This window comes from Amycolatopsis sp. NPDC051758, from assembly GCF_044453095.1.
In the GTDB taxonomy this organism is placed as follows: Bacteria; Actinomycetota; Actinomycetes; order Mycobacteriales; family Pseudonocardiaceae; genus Amycolatopsis.
In genome coordinates, this window is the sequence record NZ_JBITCJ010000009.1 from 1 (window position 1) to 18,697 (window position 18,697).

Annotated in this window: 14 protein-coding genes and 1 rRNA gene; 4 read left to right on the forward strand and 11 right to left on the reverse strand. The window is 70.3% G+C overall.

Annotated elements, in window-relative coordinates:
• From ACIA5G_RS35650 to ACIA5G_RS35665, 4 genes are all read right to left on the reverse strand, one after another.
• Positions 1 to 1,109: ribosomal RNA gene (locus ACIA5G_RS35650) — 16S ribosomal RNA — on the reverse strand; the annotation flags it as partial.
• Between the two features lie 431 nt (positions 1,110 to 1,540).
• On the reverse strand, positions 1,541 to 3,100 hold the full coding sequence (locus ACIA5G_RS35655; protein WP_395931377.1) for an amidase: 1,560 nt from the start codon (positions 3,098 to 3,100) through the stop codon (positions 1,541 to 1,543).
• Positions 3,100 to 4,443, reverse strand: a complete 1,344-nt coding sequence (gene glnA / locus ACIA5G_RS35660; RefSeq protein ID WP_395931379.1) for a type I glutamate--ammonia ligase — start codon at positions 4,441 to 4,443, stop codon at positions 3,100 to 3,102. The genes ACIA5G_RS35655 and glnA overlap by 1 nt, the downstream gene beginning before the upstream one ends.
• 61 nt (positions 4,444 to 4,504) lie before the next feature.
• Positions 4,505 to 5,785, reverse strand: a complete 1,281-nt coding sequence (locus ACIA5G_RS35665; RefSeq protein ID WP_395931381.1) for an MFS transporter — start codon at positions 5,783 to 5,785, stop codon at positions 4,505 to 4,507.
• Positions 5,786 to 5,872: 87 nt separating this feature from the next.
• Between ACIA5G_RS35665 and ACIA5G_RS35670 the strand changes: the two genes are divergently transcribed.
• A complete protein-coding gene (locus tag ACIA5G_RS35670; protein ID WP_395931383.1) occupies positions 5,873 to 6,535 on the forward strand; it encodes an LppX_LprAFG lipoprotein in 663 nt (220 codons plus the stop codon).
• Here the strand turns inward: ACIA5G_RS35670 and ACIA5G_RS35675 are convergent.
• Together ACIA5G_RS35675 and ACIA5G_RS35680 are read right to left on the reverse strand one after the other, a co-directional pair.
• Positions 6,532 to 7,998 carry an alpha/beta hydrolase gene (locus ACIA5G_RS35675; RefSeq protein ID WP_395931385.1) on the reverse strand — a complete coding sequence of 489 codons (1,467 nt, stop codon included), beginning with the start codon at positions 7,996 to 7,998 and terminating at the stop codon, positions 6,532 to 6,534. The genes ACIA5G_RS35670 and ACIA5G_RS35675 overlap by 4 nt on opposite strands.
• Positions 7,983 to 9,545, reverse strand: coding sequence for an alpha/beta hydrolase (locus ACIA5G_RS35680; protein ID WP_395931387.1), 1,563 nt, complete (start codon positions 9,543 to 9,545; stop codon positions 7,983 to 7,985). The genes ACIA5G_RS35675 and ACIA5G_RS35680 overlap by 16 nt, the downstream gene beginning before the upstream one ends.
• A 156-nt stretch (positions 9,546 to 9,701) precedes the next feature.
• Between ACIA5G_RS35680 and secA2 the strand changes: the two genes are divergently transcribed.
• Positions 9,702 to 12,041, forward strand: coding sequence for an accessory Sec system translocase SecA2 (gene secA2, locus ACIA5G_RS35685; RefSeq protein WP_395931389.1), 2,340 nt, complete (start codon positions 9,702 to 9,704; stop codon positions 12,039 to 12,041).
• A gap of 52 nt (positions 12,042 to 12,093) precedes the next feature.
• Here the strand turns inward: secA2 and ACIA5G_RS35690 are convergent, their stop codons facing one another.
• Complete coding sequence (locus ACIA5G_RS35690; RefSeq protein ID WP_395931391.1) at positions 12,094 to 12,330, reverse strand: hypothetical protein; 237 nt, start codon at positions 12,328 to 12,330, stop codon at positions 12,094 to 12,096.
• Between the two features lie 51 nt (positions 12,331 to 12,381).
• On the opposite strand from ACIA5G_RS35690, the gene ACIA5G_RS35695 reads away from it, so the two are divergent.
• Positions 12,382 to 14,103, forward strand: coding sequence for an NAD+ synthase (locus ACIA5G_RS35695; protein ID WP_395931393.1), 1,722 nt, complete (start codon positions 12,382 to 12,384; stop codon positions 14,101 to 14,103).
• Here ACIA5G_RS35695 and ACIA5G_RS35700 read toward each other — a convergent pair.
• Together ACIA5G_RS35700 and ACIA5G_RS35705 are read right to left on the reverse strand one after the other, a co-directional pair.
• Positions 14,100 to 14,714 (reverse strand): VOC family protein, encoded by a 615-nt coding sequence (locus tag ACIA5G_RS35700; RefSeq protein WP_395931395.1) that lies wholly within the window; start codon positions 14,712 to 14,714, stop codon positions 14,100 to 14,102. The genes ACIA5G_RS35695 and ACIA5G_RS35700 overlap by 4 nt on opposite strands.
• A 7-nt stretch (positions 14,715 to 14,721) precedes the next feature.
• A complete protein-coding gene (locus ACIA5G_RS35705; RefSeq protein ID WP_395931397.1) occupies positions 14,722 to 16,065 on the reverse strand; it encodes a S8 family peptidase in 1,344 nt (447 codons plus the stop codon).
• A 91-nt stretch (positions 16,066 to 16,156) separates the two neighbouring features.
• On the opposite strand from ACIA5G_RS35705, the gene ACIA5G_RS35710 reads away from it, so the two are divergent.
• Positions 16,157 to 16,690, forward strand: coding sequence for a methylated-DNA--[protein]-cysteine S-methyltransferase (locus ACIA5G_RS35710; RefSeq protein ID WP_395931399.1), 534 nt, complete (start codon positions 16,157 to 16,159; stop codon positions 16,688 to 16,690).
• A 209-nt stretch (positions 16,691 to 16,899) separates the two neighbouring features.
• On the opposite strand, the gene ACIA5G_RS35715 is transcribed toward ACIA5G_RS35710, so the two are convergent.
• Together ACIA5G_RS35715 and ACIA5G_RS35720 are read right to left on the reverse strand one after the other, a co-directional pair.
• Positions 16,900 to 17,490, reverse strand: coding sequence for a DinB family protein (locus ACIA5G_RS35715; protein ID WP_395931401.1), 591 nt, complete (start codon positions 17,488 to 17,490; stop codon positions 16,900 to 16,902).
• A complete protein-coding gene (locus ACIA5G_RS35720) occupies positions 17,453 to 18,688 on the reverse strand; it encodes an MFS transporter (RefSeq protein WP_395931403.1) in 1,236 nt (411 codons plus the stop codon). Before ACIA5G_RS35720 ends, ACIA5G_RS35715 begins: the two co-directional genes overlap by 38 nt.
• Positions 18,689 to 18,697: the final 9 nt, after the last annotated feature.

Below are 18,697 nucleotides of genomic sequence, written 5' to 3' on the forward strand. Positions count from 1 at the left end.
ACGCGCTGGCAACGTAGGATAAGGGTTGCGCTCGTTGCGGGACTTAACCCAACATCTCACGACACGAGCTGACGACAGCCATGCACCACCTGTACACCAACCACAAGGGAAGCCCCATCTCTGGGGATGTCTGGCGCATGTCAAGCCCAGGTAAGGTTCTTCGCGTTGCATCGAATTAATCCACATGCTCCGCCGCTTGTGCGGGCCCCCGTCAATTCCTTTGAGTTTTAGCCTTGCGGCCGTACTCCCCAGGCGGGGCGCTTAATGCGTTAGCTACGGCACGGACAACGTGGATGTCGCCCACACCTAGCGCCCAACGTTTACAGCGTGGACTACCAGGGTATCTAATCCTGTTCGCTCCCCACGCTTTCGCTCCTCAGCGTCAGTATCGGCCCAGAGACCCGCCTTCGCCACCGGTGTTCCTCCTGATATCTGCGCATTTCACCGCTACACCAGGAATTCCAGTCTCCCCTACCGAACTCAAGTCTGCCCGTATCGACCGCACGCTCCACGTTAAGCGTGGAGATTTCACGGCCGACGCGACAAACCGCCTACGAGCTCTTTACGCCCAATAAATCCGGACAACGCTCGCACCCTACGTATTACCGCGGCTGCTGGCACGTAGTTAGCCGGTGCTTCTTATCCAGGTACCGTCACTTGCGCTTCGTCCCTGGCGAAAGAGGTTTACAACCCGAAGGCCGTCATCCCTCACGCGGCGTCGCTGCATCAGGCTTTCGCCCATTGTGCAATATTCCCCACTGCTGCCTCCCGTAGGAGTCTGGGCCGTGTCTCAGTCCCAGTGTGGCCGGTCACCCTCTCAGGCCGGCTACCCGTCGTCGCCTTGGTAGGCCATTACCCCACCAACAAGCTGATAGGCCGCGGGTTCATCCTGCACCGCCAGAACTTTCAACAACACTTCATGCGAAGCGTTGTGATATCCGGTATTAGACCTCGTTTCCAAGGCTTATCCCAGAGTGCAGGGCAGATTACCCACGTGTTACTCACCCGTTCGCCACTCATCCCCACCCGAAAGTGGTTCAGCGTTCGACTTGCATGTGTTAAGCACGCCGCCAGCGTTCGTCCTGAGCCAGGATCAAACTCTCCAACAATGAATAGTTTAATCGAGGCAAGTTACTGCTCTCAAAGGAACCTCATACGAGGTTCATAAAATAAGCTCTACTGGCTTAGTTCACTAGCACACTGTTGAGTTCTCAAGCAACACACTCTGGACTCACCGCCTTATCAGCGGCTATATCCTCGGCAGTTGTTCCAAGCGATATTCACAAGCTTTTGGTCGAGCATGCCTAAGCCTACGGTGTTAGTCGTAGGGATTCGGCGGCCGCTCGTGGGCCGACGCTGAACATTACCCGGTCCGATCCGCGGTGTCAACCCGCTCGTCCCGTCCTGGCCTCCGGGGCTTGCGGCCCCGGTGTGACCCGGTGTTCCTGGCGACGAAGAGAAGATTACATGCCCCGAAACCGGTCCCGAACAGGGGGGTCACTTAACGCCATTGCCGCAGGTCAGAGCGTATTCAACGCCCTTACGACGGCAGGGTCGGCAAGTACCGCGGCGGGACCCGGGCCGGAGCCACTCGGGAGAAGTCCGCCGCGAGCGCGAGCATCCGGGCGTCCGACCACCGGGCGCCCATGAACGAGATGCCCACCGGGAGGGGTCCGGCAAACCCCGCCGGCACGGTCACGTCCGGGTAGCCCGCGACCGCGGCCGGGGTCGACGACGGGATCACGTCGTTGTCCCCCACCGCGCAGTCGGTCTTCCACGCGGGCGGGTTGGTCGGCGAAACGATCGCGTCGAGGTGGTCCTTCGCCAGGGTCTCGTCGAGGGACCGGCGAGCGAGGTCCGACAGCTCGGCGCGGCCGGCGAGGTAGCCCGGGTCGGTCGGCGGCGGCGCGGCCAGCGCCTGCTCGAACAGCTCCTGGCCGGCGAAGCACGTCTGCTCCAGCGGGTCCGCGCGGTTGTAGGCGATCAGCTCGGACAGGTTCCGCGGGCCTCGAGGGCGCGTCGCCAGGTAGGCGTCGATGTCGCGGTGGAACTCCGTGAGCAGGGCCGGGAACTCCAGCTCACCGAGCCGGGCCTGGTACGGCGGAGTCACCTCGACGACCGTCGCACCGGCCTTGACCAGGGAGTTCCGCGCGGACGTCATGATCGCGTCCGTGGCCGGGCCGAGCACCGGCAGCCGCCACAGCCCGATCCGCGCCCCGCGCAGCACGCCCGGCCGAAGCAGCTTCGCGTAGTCCGTCGGCTGGGACTTCGGGTACTGCGACGTGGCCGGATCCGAAGGGTCGCGCCCCTGCAGCGCCGACAAGGTCAAGGCGACGTCGACGACGTTGCGGGCGATCGGGCCCGCGGTGTCCTGCTCGGCCGAGATCGGCACCACGCCGGTGCGGCTGACCAGGCCGAGGCTGGGTTTGTGCCCGACCGTGGCGGTCATCCCCGCGGGGCAGACGATCGAGCCGTCGGTTTCGGAGCCGATGGCGACCTGGGCCAGTGACGCGGCGACGCCGGCCGCGGACCCGGCGGACGACCCGCACGGGTTGCGGTCCAGCACGTACGGGTTGTTCGTCTGGCCGCCCACGCCCGACCAGCCGGAAGTCGGCTTCGCGGCGCGGAAGTTCGCCCACTCGGACAGGTTGGCCTTGCCGAGGATGACGGCCCCGGCGTTGCGAAGCCGCGTTATGAGCGTCGCGTCCTTCGCGGGATAGCTGCGCAGGGCCCGCGACCCCGCCGTCGTCCACTGGTCACGCGTGTCGACGTTGTCCTTGACCAGCACCGGGATGCCGTCGAGCGGGCCACGCAGGTGGTGCGCGCGCCGCCGGGCGTCACTCTCCCGAGCCTGGGCCAACGCCGAAGGGTTCAGCGCCAGGACGGCGTTCACCTTGCCGTCGATCCGGTGGATCCGCTCGAGATAGGTGCCGGTCAGGCCCACCGCGGTGAGCCGGCCGGACGCCATCCGCGCCTGCAGCGCCGGGATGTCGGCGGCGTCGAGGTCGAACTTCGACGAAGGAGACGCCGTGGCGGGCGCCGCGGGGACGAGCACGAGTGCGGCGGCCAGGATCGCGAGGAACACCGGCCGCCGCCCCATCAGAGCACCGGCAGCAGGGTGCGGAGTTCGTACGGGGTGACCGCGCTGCGGTAGTTGTCCCACTCCACGCGTTTGTTCCGCAGGAAGAAGTCGTAGACGTGCTCACCGAGGGCTTCCGGCAGGAGCTCGGACTTCTCCATCTCGGCCAGGGCCTCTCCCAGGTTCTGGGGCAACTGCGAGTAACCGGCGGCGCGGCGCTCCGAGTCACTCAGCTGCCAGATGTTGTCCTCGGCGGGCGGCGGCAGCTCGTACCCCTTCTCGATCCCCTTGAGCCCGGCGGCGAGGATGACCGAGTACGCGAGATACGGGTTGCACGCCGAGTCCAGCGTACGGATCTCCACCCGTCGGGATGACGCCTTTCCGGGTGAATACATCGGCACCCGGACCAGCGCCGAGCGGTTCGCCCGGCCCCACGAAACCGTCGTCGGCGCCTCGCTGCCGCTGATCAGGCGCTTGTAGGAGTTCACCCACTGGTTCGTGACCGCGGAGATCTCCTTGGCGTGGTGCAGCAGGCCGGCGACGAACGCCTTGCCGGTCTCCGACAGCTCGTGCGGGTCCTCGGCGTCGTAGAAGGCGTTGCGATCACCCTCGAACAGGCTGATGTGGGTGTGCATCCCGGAGCCGGGCTGATCGGTGAACGGCTTCGGCATGAACGTCGCGCGCACCCCCTGGGTCAGCGCGACCTCCTTGACGACGTAGCGGAACGTCATCACGTTGTCGGCCATGGTCAGCGCGTCGGCGTAGCGGAGGTCGATCTCCTGCTGGCCCGGCGCACCTTCGTGGTGGCTGAACTCGACCGAGATGCCCATTGCCTCGAGGGTCTCGATGGCGTGGCGCCGGAAGTGCGTCGCCGTGGCGTGGCTGGCCTGGTCGAAGTAGCCGCCGTTGTCCGCGGGCTCCGGCTCGCTGCCGTCCTCCGGCAGGTTCGCGAGGAGGAAGAACTCGATCTCCGGGTGCACGTAGCAGGTGAAACCCGCTTCGGCCGCCTTCGAGAGCTGGCGGCGCAGGACGTGCCGCGGGTCGGCCCACGACGGCGAGCCGTCCGGCATCGCGATGTCGCAGAACATGCGGGCCGAGTACGGGCTGCCGTCGGGGGTTTCCCAAGGCAGGACCTGGAAGGTGGCGGGGTCCGGTTTGGCGACCATGTCGGATTCGTAGACGCGCGCGAACCCTTCGATGGCCGAGCCGTCGAAGCCGATTCCCTCGGTGAAAGCGCCTTCGAGCTCGGCCGGGGCGACCGCGACGGACTTGAGGAACCCCAGCACATCGGTGAACCAGAGACGGACGAAACGGATGTCGCGCTCCTCGAGCGTGCGAAGCACGAATTCCTGCTGGCGATCCATGGCCGCACCCTAACGACAGCGTGTTAACGGGATGTTTCACGACGCGCCGAGGGTGACGAAGTCAGCTCGCGAGCACCGGAACGGGCTTCTTCGCCCGCTTGATGGCCAGCGAGGCCACGGACGCCAGAACCGCCAGAACCGCGGCCGAATACCAGGCCAGGTTGTAGTTTCCGAGCTGGTCACGGACCAGCCCCGCGGCCGACGCGGCGAACGCGGCACCCAGCTGGTGGCAGGCGAAGACCCAGCCGAACACGATCGGGCCGGCGTCGCCGAACGCGCGGACGCAGAGCGCGACCGTCGGCGGGACCGTGGCCACCCAGTCGAGGCCGTAGAACAGGATGAACGCCCACATGCTCGGCTGCACGGAGTTCGTGAACAGCTGCGGCAGCAGCGCCAGCGAAAGGCCGCGCAGGGCGTAGTAGACGCCGAGCAGGATCCGCGGGTCGACGCGGTCGGTGAGCCAGCCGGAGAAGATCGTGCCGACCACGTCGAAGACGCCGACCAGGGCGAGCAGGCCCGCGGCCGTCGTCTGCGGCATGCCGTGGTCGTGCGCGGCCGGGACGAAGTGGGTGCCGACCAGGCCGTTCGTCGTTGCGCCGCAGATCGCGAAGCCGACCGCGAGCAGCCAGAACGTCCGCGTGCGGGCCGCCGTCCCCAGGACGCTGAGGGCGCGCCGGGCCGAGCCGGTCTTCGACGCCGGGCGCGTGACCTCCGCGTCGGCGGGTGCGCCGTAAGCCGTGGTGCCGACGTCGGCGGGGTGGTCGCGGATCACCAGCAGAACCACCGGGACGACGGCGAGCGCGGCGATCGCGATCACCAGCGACGCCGTCCGCCAGCCGGAACCCTCGGCCAGGTTCGCGATGAGCGGCAGGAAGATCAGCTGGCCGGTGGCGCCGGCCGCGGTCAGCACACCGGTGACCACCCCGCGGCTGCGGACGAACCACCGGGCCGCCACGGTCGCGGCGAAGCTCATCGCCATCGAGCCGGTGCCCGCGCCGATCAGCACTCCCCAGCAGAGCACCAGCTGCCAGCTCGCGGTCATGAACACCGTGCCGGCCGCGCCGAGGGCGATGACGAACAACGCGGTCGCCGAGACCCGGCGGATGCCGAACCGCTCCATCAACGCCGCCGCGAAGGGCGCGAAGAGGCCGTAGAGCACGAGGTTGACCGAGACGGCGGAGCTGATTGTGGCCGTCGACCAGCCGAACTCCTGGTGGAGCGGGTCGATGAGGACGCCGGGGGCCGAGCGGAAGCCGGCGGAGGCGAGCAACGCGACGAAGGCGGCACCGGCGATCAGCCAGGCGCGGTGCAGCTTCGGGGCAGGGCGGGTCTCAACAGTCACCCCAGCAGTTTCACCGCGCGCGCGACCCGCCGAAAGTGGCCTGAAGGACATCATCCGCAAGGATCCGGCCACGGCTAGGCTTTGGGGATGTCCCGCCTCACCCTGCTGCTCGTGGTCCTCCTGACGGCCGGGTGCACCGGTTCGCCGGACACGCGCGGGCCGTTCCCCGCGGGTGCCGACCTGGTCCGCGACGCGGCGACGTCGTTCGCCTCGGTGCGCAGCGTGCACTTCGCGGCCGGCGTCAACGGTGTGCTGCCGGGCTTCCCGCTCCGGCTCATCGAGGGTGACGCGACCCTCGGCGACGGCGGGGCCGCGACCGGCACGGCCGACGTCCAGTTCGGCGACGACCACACGAAGTTCCGCTTCACCGTCAAGGACGGCGAACTCACCACGGACCCCGACGTCGCCCGCGGCCGGATCCCCTCGATGTACGACGTCGGCCGGTTCCTCGGCCCGTCCGCCGGGCTGAAACGGCTGCTCGACGGCGTGACGGACGCGAAGACCGAGGGCAAGGAGAACGTCGACGGCGCCGCGGCCCTGCGGGTCGGGGGGCGGGTGCCGGCGGCCGTCGCGCACGGCGTGCTGCCCCAGATCCACGACGACATCATCGTCAAGGTGTGGGTCTCGGCGGACGGGCCGCGGCGGTTCGCCCGGCTCTGGGTGCAGGTGCCGCCGGCCGGCGACCACCTCAGCCCGGTGATGTTCGAACTGTCGCTGACCAACCAGGGCGAGCCGGTCGACCTCGGCTAGCAGCGGGTGTCGGCGGCGGTGCCGTCGATCAGGTAAGTGATGCCCGCGCGATCGACGCACGCGTTGCCGTCGAGGAAGACCGTGTGCTGGACACCCTCGTAGGTCAGCAACGCGCTCTTCAGCTGCTTCGCGAGGTCGACGCCCTGCTGATGAGGTGTCGCCGGGTCGTGCGTCGTCGAGATGACCAGCGTTTTCGGCAACGCTTCGACGCGCGGGACGTGCTCGGCCGACGTCGGCGGGACCGGCCAGGTCGAGCAGATGTCCAGCTCGCTCGTGTCGGGTGTGCCGCCGGCCAGGAACGGCGCGCCGGCCAGCATCGACTCGTGCGCGCGGGTGATCTCGGCGCGGTCGGTCAGCCGGTTGTGGTCGACGCAGCGGACGGCGAAGTACGCGTCGATCGCGCCGCTGTACCGGCCGTCGCGGTCGCGTTGGTAGTAGTCGTCGGCGAAGGCCAGCAGGGTCCGGCCGTTGCCCTGGCCCACCTGCGCGAGCGCGGCTTTCAAGGCGGGCCAGTCGCCGCGTGCGTAGAGCCCCGCGAACGTGCCCGTGATCGCGTCTTCGAACGACAGCTTCCGGTTCCCGGCCGGGAGGGGCTTCGTGATCAGCGGACGCACCAGCCGCTGGAACGCTTCGGTGCTCCCGGCGAGCGGGCACGCGCACCACTCGGTGAACTCGTTCAGCGCGTCCTGGAAGCCCGCGGCCTGCTTGACCAGCGATTCCACCAAGCCCTGCGCCGGGTCGATCGCGCCGTCGAGCACCATCGCGCGGACGTTGCGCGGGTACGCCTCGGCGTAGGCCGCACCGATCTGCGTCCCGTACGAATAACCGAGGTAGGTCAGCTTCTCGTCGCCGAGCGCGGCGCGAAGGACGTCGAGGTCGCGTACGACGTCTCGCGTTCCGACGTTCGCGAGGAACTCTTTGCCGTACTTCGTCGCTTCGGCGCACTTCGCGCCGTACGCGGTCGTCTCGGCGAGCTGCTTTTGAACTCCCGCGGGCGACATGTCGCTTTCGACGTCGGACGCGCGGTCCGCGTCCTGCTCGGCGGCGGTGCGGCAGGTGATCCGCGGTTCACTGGTGCCGACACCTCGCGGGTCGAAGCCGACCACGTCGAACCGGTCGAGCAGGGGCGCGGCGGCGGGCGTCTTCGCCAGCGACGCGGCCGTGGCCGTGCCCCGGCCACCCGGCCCGCCGGGGTTGACCACCAGCGAGCCGATCCGCTGCTTCGCCGCCTTGTGCCGCAGCAGCCCGACGGTGACGGTCTTCCCGTCCGGCGCCGCGTAGTCCAGCGGCACGGTCAAGTGCGCGCAGTCCAAGGCCTCGCCGCACGGGCTCCACGCAAGCGTCTGCGTGGTGAACTTCCGCAGGTCAGGCGGCGGTGGAGCCGGCGACGGCACGGGCGCCGGGGCACTCGTGCACGCCGCCAGCAGCACGGCCAGGGCGGCGAGGCCTACTGCCCGGAGCACCGCGTCCCCTCCGGCGGCACCGTGCCGTCGACGAGGTAGTCCGCGCCCGCCTGGTCCACGCACTTCACTCCCTGCAGGAACACCGTGTGCTGCGTGCCTTCGAAGGTGAGCAGCGCGCCCTTCAGGCCCTTCGCGAGGTTGACCCCGGCCTGGTACGGCGTCGCCGGGTCGTTGGTCGTCGAGATGACCAGCGTCTTCGCCAGGCCTTCGACGTTCGGCACGTGCGGCTCCGAAGTGTTCGGGACCGGCCAGAACGCGCACGCGTCGCGAGCCGCGCTGGCCGGGCGGCCGTCGTCGAGGAACGGCGCGACCTTCACGTACTCCTCCTGCGCCTTGAGGATGACGGCCGGATCGGTGACGCGCGGGTCGTCGACGCAGCGGATCGCGGTGAAGGCGTCCTGCGTGGTGCCGTACCTGCCGTCGGAGTCGCGCTCGTTGTAGATGTCGGCGAGCTTCTCCAGCGTCGCGCCGCGCTGCTGCTTCAGCTCGTTGAGGCCCGAGTTCAGCGGCTCCCAGAGACTCTGCTGGTAGAGCGCCTGGATGACGCCGGTGGTCGCGTCCTCGTAGGAGAGCTTGCGGCCGTCGCCGACCGGGACCGGGAAGTCGATCAACGGCCGGACGAGGTCCTGGAACGCCTTGACCGCGGTGTTCGCGTCTCCGCCGAGCGCGCAGTCCTGCTGACCGGCACACCACTTCGCGAACTGCGTGAACGCCGTCCCGAAGCCCTGGCCCTGGGCGACCAGCGACTCGACGGCGTCCTGCTCCGGGTCGACCGCGCCGTCGAGGATCATCGCGCGGACGTTCTTCGGGAAGGCCTCGGCGTACGTCGACCCGATCCGGGTGCCGTAGGAGTAGCCGAGGTAGGTCAGCTTCTCGTCACCGAGGACCGACCGCAGGACGTCGAGGTCCTTGGCGACCTCGCGGGTGCCGACGTTGGCGAGCATCCCGGTGCCGTCGTCGGTGCGCTGGGCGCACTTCGCGGCGAAGTCCTTTTCCTGGGCTTCCTGCTTGAGCACACCTTCGGGCGAGCCGTCGGTCTCGCTGTCGTCGGCGCGGTCGGCGTCCCGCTCCTGGTCGGACAGGCAGTGGATGGCCGGCTGGCTCGCGCCGATCCCCCGCGGGTCGAACCCGACCAGGTCGAACCGCTTGTCGAGCCCGGTGCTCGCGGCCGGCTTGATCAGCCCGGCGGCCGCGACCATGCCCGACGCGCCCGGCCCGCCGGGGTTGACGACCAGTGACCCGATCCGGGCGCCCGCGTCGGTGGCCTTGTGCCGGAGCAGCCCCAGCGTGACGGTGTCGCCGGCCGGTTTGGCGTAGTCCAGCGGCACGGTCAGCCGGGCGCACTGGACGTCCTTCGCCTGGAACGCCGACCTCGCGTCCTCCGACGTCGCGTAAGGTGCGCAGTCGGCCCAGGTCAGGCTCTGGCCGTAGAACCGTTCCAGCCCGGCGGGCACCGGCCCGGACGGCTGGTGCGATTCGGTCGTCGGCGCGGGCGGCGCGGAGCCGCCGGAGGACGTACAGGCGGTCAGCGAGGCCGCCAGCAGCACGGATGTCGCAATTGCGGTGATCCTGCGACTACGGGACCTGGCGCTGGGATGAGGGAACACGGTTGGATCGTCCCATCCGGCCGCGGAACTCGAACGCACCACCATCGCGTTGGGTGGTGGAAGGCCGGTCGAGCGAGAGAGAACGGGAGACCAGGGGTGGCAGCACTGATCAGCCGGGTGGGCAAGAAGCTCCGCCGGATCATCCAGCGGCCGGGCAGCGTCGAGCTGACCCGCTACGAAGCACTGCTGCCCGCGGTCGAGAAGCTCGAACCCGAGCTCGAGAAGCTCTCCGACGAGGAGCTGACCGAGCGGGCGGGCAAGCTCCGCGAGACGCTGAAGGACACCGCGTTCGGCGACAACCAGCTGATCGAGGTGTGCGCGCTGGGCCGCGAGGCGGCGCGGCGGGCCCTCGGCGAGCGCGCGTTCGACGTGCAGGTGCTGGGCACGATGGGCCTGCTGACCAAGCACGTCGTGCAGATGGAGACCGGTGAGGGTAAGACGCTCGCGGGCGCGCTGGCGGCGGCGGGTTACGCGCTGCGCGGCAAGCGCACCCACGTCGTCACGGTCAACGACTACCTGGCCCGGCGCGACGCGGAATGGATGGGCCCGGTCTACGCCCTGCTCGGCGTGTCGGTCGGCTGGGTCGAGCCGGCGCACTCGCGCGAAGAGCGCAAGGTCGCCTACGCGAAGGACGTCACCTACGGCGCCGTCGCCGAAATCGGCTTCGACGTGCTGCGCGACCGCCTGGTCACGAACGTCGACGACCTGGTCCAGCCGGCCCCCGAGGTCGCGATCGTCGACGAGGCGGACTCCGTGCTGGTCGACGAGGCCCGCGTCCCGCTGGTGATGGCCGGCTCGATCGACCACACCGACGCCGACGAAGAGGTCGCGAAGGTCGTCCGGCGGCTGCGCCTCAACCTGCACTACGAAACCGACAGCGAGGGCCGCAACGCCTGGCTGACCGACGCCGGCGCGTCCGTCGTCGCGAAGTCGCTCGGCCTGGAGGTCGACGACCTCTACGGCGAGACGGCTTCGGACCGGCTCCCCGCGGTGAACGTCGCGCTGCACGCGCACGCGCTGCTCACCCGCGACGTCGACTACCTGGTCCGCGACGGCAAGGTCCAGCTCATCAACGCCGCCCGTGGCCGGGTCGCCGAGCTGCAGCGCTGGCCGGACGGCCTCCAGGCCGCCGTCGAGGCGAAGGAGCAGGTCACCGCGACCGACCGCGGCGAGATCCTGGACTCGATCACCGTCCAGGCGCTGCTGGCGCGCTACCCCGAGGTCGCCGGCATGACCGGCACCGCGGTGGCCGTCGCCGAGCAGCTGCGCGAGTTCTACGAGCTCGAGGTCGCGGTCATCCCGCCGAACACGCCGAACGTCCGCGAGGACCTCGAAGACCGGGTCTTCGCGTCGCCGTCGCAGAAGCTGCGGGCGATCGAGGAGGAGATCCGCACGGTGCACGAGACCGGGCGGCCGATCCTCGTCGGCACCCAGGACGTCGCCGAGTCCGAAGAGCTGGCCGAGAAGCTGGCGAAGGTCGACCTCGAGTGTGTTGTGCTCAACGCGCGCAACGACGCCCAGGAGGCCGCGATCATCGCCGAGGCCGGCAAGAAGGGCGCGGTCACCGTGTCCACGCAGATGGCCGGCCGCGGTACCGACATCCGGCTGGGCGGCACCGACGGCGCGACCCGCGAAGAGGTCGTCGAGCTGGGCGGGCTGCACGTCATCGGCACCGCGCGGTACCCGTCGAGCCGGCTCGACGGGCAGCTGCGCGGCCGCTCCGGCCGGCAGGGCGACCCGGGCAGCGCGATCTTCTTCGCGAGCCTGAACGACGAGCTCGTGCTGTCGAACGCGCCGGACGTGCCCGAAGGCATCACCGACGACGAAGAGACCGGCGAGATCGTCGACAACGCGGCGTTGCGGCAGCTCAACCACGCCCAGCGTGTCGCCGAAGGTGTCGACCTGGAGATCCACCGCAACACCTGGCGCTACACGCGGCTGATCGAGCGGCAGCGGCGTGACCTGCTGACCCACCGCGACAAGGTGCTTCGCACCGGGTACGCGGCGGAGCAGCTCGAGAAGGCCCACCCGGAGAAGTTCGGTGAGCTGAAGGAGAAGCTCGACGACCAGGACAAGCTGGAGCAGATGTGCCGCGAGGTGCTGCTGTTCCACGTCGACCAGCTCTGGTCCGACCACCTGGCGTACCTGACGGACGTCCGCGAGAGCATCCACCTGCGTGCGCTGGCGCGGGAGACCCCGCTCGACGAGTTCCACCGCGCGGCGATCCCGGAGTTCCACAAGATCATCAACGAGGCCAACTCGCGGGCGGCGAAGACCCTCGAAGAGGCCGAGCTGACCGACGAGGGCATCGACCTCGGCGAGGCCGGCGTCCGGCGGGCGAACACGACGTGGACCTACCTGGTGCACGACAACCCGTTCGACTCCGACTTCGAGCAGACCATCAAGAAGGTCCGGAGCATGATCAAGCGCAAGTAGTTCTCGGCTTCGCACCGGGGGTCTCCGTTCGCGGAGGCCCCCGGTTCGTGTTTCAGGACGGCGCGATGACCCCGGAGACGCAGTAGTTCCCGTCGGTCTCGCGCTTGACCGAAAGCTCGCCGGACACCTTCCGGCTGCCGATCGTGCCGCTGAGCTCGATCCGCATCCGGTTTTCGAACGTCTGTTCCGGGTCGCCCGCGGTGAGCTGCGCGTTGCTCGCACCGAGCTTCCGCGCGGCGACGCTGCCGGAGTTCAGGTCGAGCGGCGTGGCCCGCACCCGGCGTGGCATTTCGCCCACATTCGCTCGGCTGAGCGGGTGGCCGTGGGCCAGAATGGCGGCATGCCGCAACTGCGCATCGCGCTCGCCCAGGTCAACCCCACCGTCGGTGACCTCGACGGCAACGCCGACCTGCACGTCGCCTGGACCCGCCGGGCCGCCGAAGCCGGTGCCCACGTCGTCGTCTTCCCCGAGATGTCCCTGACCGGCTACCCCGTCGAGGACCTTTCGCTGCGCAAGACCTTCGCCGCCGCTTCCCGGCAGGGTGTCGAGTCGCTGGCGCGCCGCCTCGACGAGGCCGGCTGTGGTGAAGTGCTGACCTACATCGGTTACCTCGACCTCGACGAGGTCGGCCCGCGCGACGCGGCAGCGGCGCTCTACCGCGGCGAGGTCGTCGCGCGGCAGTACAAGCACCACCTCCCGAACTACGGCGTGTTCGACGAGCACCGCTGGTTCAAGCCGGGCACCGAGCTCGACGTCGTCCGGTTCCACGGGCTCGACATCGGCATGGTCATCTGCGAGGACATCTGGCAGGACGGCGGCCCGATCTCGGCGCTGGGCCGCGCCGGCGTCGACCTCGTGGTGGCGCCGAACGCGTCGCCGTACGAGCGGTCGAAGGACGAGCAGCGGCTGCCGCTCATCGCGCGCCGCGCGGCCGAAGCGGGCGCGCCGCTGGTCTACACCAACCAGATCGGCGGCCAGGACGACCTCGTCTTCGACGGCGACTCGCTCGTCGTAGGCGCGGACGGCACGGTGCTGGCACGCGCGCCGCAGTTCGTCGAGCACCTGCTCGTGCTGGACATGGACCTCACCGCGGGCGGGCACGCCGGCGACGGCGAGCTCGAAGGCCTGCACGTCCGGCGTCGTGTGCTGAGCGAAGAGCCGGTGCCGGCGTACGAGCCGACCGCCGAGCCGGTCATCAGCGAGCCGCTGTCGGACGAGGCCGAGGTGTGGTCGGCGCTGGTCGTCGGGCTGCGGGACTACGTGCACAAGAACGGCTTCTCGTCGGTGACGTTCGGGTTCTCCGGCGGCATCGACTCGGCGGTCTGCGCTTCGCTGGCGGCCGACGCTTTGGGCGGCGACAACGTCTACGGCGTCTCGATGCCGTCGAAGTACTCGTCGGGCCACTCGAAGGACGACGCGGCCGACCTCGCGCGCCGGATCGGGGCGCATTACCGCGTCGAGCCGGTCGAGGACATGGTCCGGGTGTACGTCGAGCAGCTTTCGCTGACCGGTCTGGCCGAGGAGAACATCCAGGCGCGGACGCGGGGCATGCTCCTCATGGCACTGTCCAACTTGGACGGTCACCTGGTGCTGGCCACGGGCAACAAGACCGAGCTGGCCGTCGGGTACTCGACGATCTACGGTGACGCGGTCGGTGCGTTCGCCCCGATCAAGGACGTCTTCAAGACGCACGTGTGGCAGCTGGCTCGGTGGCGCAACGCCGAGGCCGTCAAGCGCGGTGAGACGCCGCCGATTCCGGAGAACTCGATCTCGAAGCCGCCGTCGGCCGAGCTGCGGCCGGGTCAGGTGGACACCGACTCGCTGCCGGACTACGCGCTGCTCGACGACATCCTCGACGACTACGTCGAGGGTGACCGCGGGTACGCCGACCTGGTTTCCGCGGGGTTCGAGCCCGAGACGATCGACCGCGTGGTGCGGATGGTCGACAAGGCCGAGTACAAGCGGCGCCAGTACCCGCCGGGCACGAAGATCACGTTCAAGGCCTTCGGGCGGGACCGGCGGCTGCCGATGACCAACCTGTGGCGCGAGGGCAAGGCCTAGCTGAGCGCGACCTGACGGCCTTCGGGCGTTCGGAGCGCGGCGGTCAGGCCCGCCTTGTCCGCGCGGCGGACCAGGAGTTCCAGGCCGAGCGCGTCCGTCACCGCGAGGACCGAGTCCGGGTCCGGGTGGGTGCCCGTCACCATCAGCAGCGGCAGGGACGGCAGGCCGCGGGTGGTCGGGTGCGGCGTCGTGCCCCAGTCGATGAGGAACGGGTGGAGCGTGCCCGGGGTGCTCGGCGGGGTCAGGCGCCAGCGCAGGAGTTCGCCGTCTTGCGTCTCGCGGGACATCTCCCGCGCGTCACCCGGGTCGAAGCCGTGGGCGCGGGCGTTCGTGATCGTGGTGTCGAGGTCCGTGGTGCGGACCGCCCACGCGACCAGCGCGGGCTCGGTCAGGTCGTCGATGCCGAAGGGACGGGGTTGCGCGGGGTCGGGCTGCGCCGGGTCCGGGCCGATCACCTCCAGGTACATCCCGGCGCCGAGGTCGGCGAGGTGGTTGGCGGTGCCGACGCCGACGTGGCTGCCGCCGGGCGCGGGCGTGACCCCGGTGAGTTCGGTGACGCGGGCGACGGCCTCGGCGAGGTCCGGCCCGGCGTAGACGAGGTGATCGAGCACCGCGTCATCATCCCGCGCCGACGGCGCTCGCCGCATCGACCATTCCGTGGCCGTAGTAGGTCGTGCCTTGGTTCGTCGGCCGGCAGGTGGCGTCCGGGCACGGGAGCGGCGTCGCCGTGTCGTAGAGGGCGCGCTTGATCCGTTCGGCGCTCCAGCGCGGGTGCTCACTCGCGATCAGCGCGGCGACGCCGCTCGCGTGCGGTGCGGCCATCGACGTCCCGCTCGCCGAGCGGTATTCGCCGTTCGGCCAGGTCGACCAGACGCGCGCGCCGGGCGCCGCGACGCTGATCCGGGACGCGGAGTAGTTGGAGAAGCTCGCCTTCAGCGCGTTTTCGTCGAGGGCGCCGGTGCCGACAACCCCGGGCAGCTCGTGCGGCAGGCGGATGCACGTCGGGTCGATCGTGCGTTCCACCGGGGTGCTGTCGGCCGGGCTCTCACGGTCGACCGAGCGCGTGTCGAGGTTGATCCCGGCGTTGCCGGCCGAGGCGACCACGAGGACGTTGCGACGCTGCGCGTAGGCGACCGCGCGGCCGACCGCGAGCTTGGCCGCGGCCTGGTCCGGCTGGTCGTCGCAGTTGTAGCGCCACGGGATCGAGCGGTAGCTGTTGTTGGTGATCGCGAAGCCGTGTTCGGCGGCCCAGACGAAGCCGCAGACCATGCTCTCGGCCGTCTCCGTGTCGTCGAGCTCGGCGAGCTTCACGGCGGCGATCCTCGTGCCGGGCGCAACGCCGACAACGCCGGATCCGTTGCGGGCCGCGGCGATCGTGCCCGCGACGTGCGTGCCGTGGCCGTCGAGCGTCGGCCGCCAGGCGCCGGGGCTGCGGTCGGCCCAGCCGGAGAGGCAGGACACCGAGTTCCTCGCGTCGAAGGCGGGTTTCAGGTCCGGGTGGGTGTCGTCGACACCGACGTCGAGCACACCGACGACGGTGCGCCTGCTGCCGTCGGTGACCTCGTGCGCTTCGGGCAGGTGCAGCGCCGGGACGTCCCACGCGGTGCCCTCCGGCGGGACCTGGCCCGAGTTCGGCGAGTTCGGCCCGGTGTAGCGGACGTCCTTGCGTGGTGCGAAGAACTCCTTCGGGATCTTCGCGGTGCGCGTCGCGCCGACGGCGTTGATGCCTGGTGTCCTTCGGACCTTCGCGGCGAAGTCGTCCTTCGCCGTGTACGCGACGACGACGCCGATCTGCGGGTAACTCGCGACGACCGTGCCACCCGCTTTGTGGACGGTCCATTCGGCCCACCACGTGTTGTCGGCGACCACGACGTGCGGCATGACGAGCGGGTCGGCTGTTGCCGTCGCGGGAGTGGCGGCGAGGCCGATCATCGCTGCCGCCACCAGCATCGTGCGTCGCACCGAAAGCCTCCTCGAACTCGGCAAACCACCCAAAGCGAACCTAGCGATCATTCGCGTCCGCGGTACCCCTCTTCGGTCGTAGGCTGATCGCATGACAACGGGGTTCACGGTGTTCGGCACGGCGATCGGGCCGTGCGGGCTGGCGTGGCGGGACGATCTGGTGATCGGGACGTCGCTGCCCGACGGCGGCACGGCCGGCATGCGGGCGCGGCTGTCCCAGCGGTTCCCGGACGCCGTCGAGGGTCCGCCGCCCGCGCCGGTGCAGGCGGCGGTCGACGGGATCGTGGCGCTGCTGGACGGCGCGCGTGACGACCTGGCTTCGGTGCCGCTGGACTTTTCGGGGGTGCCGGAGTTCAACCGCCGCGCGTACGAGATCGCGCGGACGATTCAGCCGGGCAAGACCCTGACCTACGGCGACATCGCGCACCGCATGGGCATGCCCGGGTCGGCGCAGGCGATCGGGCAGGCCATGGGGAACAACCCGTTCCCGATCGTGGTGCCGTGCCACCGCGTCATGGCGGCGGGCGGCAAGGACGGCGGCTTCTCGGCCCGCGGCGGCGTCGTGACGAAGCGCCGGATGCTGGTGATCGAGGGCGCGCTGGCCGACGAGCCGACGCTGTTCTGACCCGGCGGCCGTGCGCTGACGGCCGGCACGCGTGATCGGCGGGCCGCCACGGCCCGGCGGACGTCTCCGCCGGGCCGGAGCCGGGGTTGCGAACGGACGACACGCGTACCCAGCCGGACGACTCGCGTACCTGGACGGACGACTCGCGTACCTGGAGGGTCGGCTCGCGTACCCAGGCGGTCGGCTTGCGTGTCGGGGGCGGGAAGGGGTCAGGCGGGTTGGGTCTCCGGGGTCCAGGGCTTGACCCAGGGGGTCTCGGGCCAGCCTTCGGCCGCCGCCATCAGGGGGATGGCCGTGCCGCCGTCGACGTGCTCGCGGATGATGTCCGCGTGGCCCGCGTGGCGGGCCGTCTCCTCGATCAGGTGCAGCAGCACCCAGCGGACCGACCACGCCTCGACGTCCTGCGGGTACCACGGCACGCCCTTCGGCACCGGGACCGGGCGGCCGAGGTCGTCGATCCGGCCGATCACCTCCGCCGTGCGGGCCGCCACCTCGTCGTAGCGCGCCAGCACCCCCGCAAGCGTCTCGTCCGGGCCCAGCCGGTAGCCCGACTCGTAGTCCGCCATGCCCTCGCCGAACGGCTTCTGCGGCAGCTGCAGGATGATGTCGAGCCAGCCGTCCTCGGTGGTCGCGACGTGCTTGACCAGCCCGCCCACCGTCAGCGCGCTCTTCGTCGGCGCCTGTCTCGCCTGTTCGTCGGTCAGCCCGTGTGCCGCCAACTTGAGCACGTACCGCTGCTGCTCGAGGAAGCGCAGCAGCCCGTCACGCTCGTCGGCCACCGGGGGCACGTTTCCCGCCATGTCGATCCACTCCTTCGTCGTTGGTGCCCGGATCGTCCCACCTCCCACCGACGATCCGGGCGCAAACGGCCGCGATCGCCAGCAGCGCGACCGAGAGCGCGCCGAGGGCGCCGCGGGTCCCCGCCACCGCGGCGAACGGCCCGGCGAGCGCCGTGCCGGCCGGCGTCAGCCCGAAGCCCGCCAAGGACTGGTAGGCCGAAACCCGGGACAGCCGGTCGTGCCGGACGTGCTTCTGCAGCAGCGTCATCAGGCTGACGCCGAACAGCTCGACCCCGGCGCCGGCGAACGCGGCCGCGGCACACACCACCGCGGTCGGGGCGCCCGCCGCCATCGCCACCAGCGGCGCCGCCGTGAGCGCGCCGCCGAACACCCCCGAGAGCCGGGGCGGGGTCCAGGCCACGAGCAGCAGGCCGCCGAGCACCATCCCGGTGGCGTCGGCCGCCATGATCGCGCCCCACGCGGCCGCGTTCCCGGCCACGATCGGGCCGAGGACCAGCTCGTAGGCGCCCACGGCGAGCGCGTTGACCGCGGCGAACTGGACGACCAGCGGCCCGAGCCAGCGGTGCGACCGGAACTCGGTCCACCCTTCGCGCAGCGAACGGACGACGCCGCCTCGCACGCTCATCGTTCCTTCGATCCGCATCGGGAGCCGCAGTCCGATGGCGACGACATACGTCAGCGAGTCCGCCAGGAGCGCCCAGCCGGGCCCGGCGGAGGCGACCAGCACCCCGCCGAGGGACGAGCCGCCGATCTGGGCCAGGTTCAGGCTCAGCCGGAACACGGCGAAGGCGCGCGAGCCCTGGTCCCGGCCGACCCCGCGCATCAGCAGGCCCTGCGCGGCCGGCATCACGAACGCCGTCGCGAGCCCGGACAACGCCGCCGCCACGACGATGTGCACGAGCCGCGCCTGGCCGGTCAGCACCAGGTAGCCGAGGACGCCCTGGTTCAGCGCGGACAGCACGGTCGCTCCGACGAGCACCCGGTTGCGCGGCCACCGGTCGGCGACCACCCCGCCGACCAGGAAGAACGCCAGCGCGGGCACGAGCCCGGCGACGCCGACGAGCCCGACGTCACCCGCGGAGCCGCCCAGGCCGAGGACGGCGAAGACGACCGCGACCTGGGCGGCCGCGGTACCCGTGGCCGAGATGGTGACGGATGCGGTGTGCAGGACGAACGTGCGGTTCCCCCACAAGGACAAGACTCCCCC